Origin of the sequence: Algoriphagus aestuariicola (genome assembly GCF_017254835.1) — a bacterium.
GTDB classification, from domain to species: Bacteria; Bacteroidota; Bacteroidia; order Cytophagales; family Cyclobacteriaceae; genus Algoriphagus; species Algoriphagus aestuariicola.
In genome coordinates this window covers 1-503 of sequence record NZ_JAFKCW010000021.1, presented here as the reverse complement: position 1 = coordinate 503, position 503 = coordinate 1, and the positions used below count along the sequence as shown (strand labels likewise).

Here is a 503-nt window from a genome sequence, read left to right as displayed (position 1 = left end):
TAAGTCGCTGACCCATTATACAAAAGGTACGCAGTCACACCACGAAGGTGCTCCCACTGCTTGTACGTACACGGTTTCAGGTTCTATTTCACTCCCCTCGCCGGGGTTCTTTTCGCCTTTCCCTCACGGTACTGGTTCACTATCGGTCAGTCAGGAGTATTTAGCCTTGGAGGATGGTCCCCCCATATTCAGACAGGATGTCACGTGTCCCGCCCTACTCATCGAACTCACGACCTGTGCATTTTAGTGTACGGGGCTATCACCCTTTGCTGCGCGACTTTCCAGACGCTTCCACTAACACACAAGCCGATTCAGGTTCTGGGCTCCTCCCCGTTCGCTCGCCGCTACTGGGGGAATCTCGGTTGATTTCTTTTCCTCGGGGTACTTAGATGTTTCAGTTCCCCCGGTTCGCCTCATGCCACTATGTATTCATGACATGATAGTGTGTCGAAACACACTGGGTTTCCCCATTCGGGTATCGCCGGTTATAACGGTTCATATCA

General features: G+C 52.1%; 1 rRNA gene. It reads right to left on the bottom strand.

Annotated elements, in window-relative coordinates:
• Window positions 1-503 (bottom strand): 23S ribosomal RNA (locus J0A67_RS23520); the annotation flags it as partial.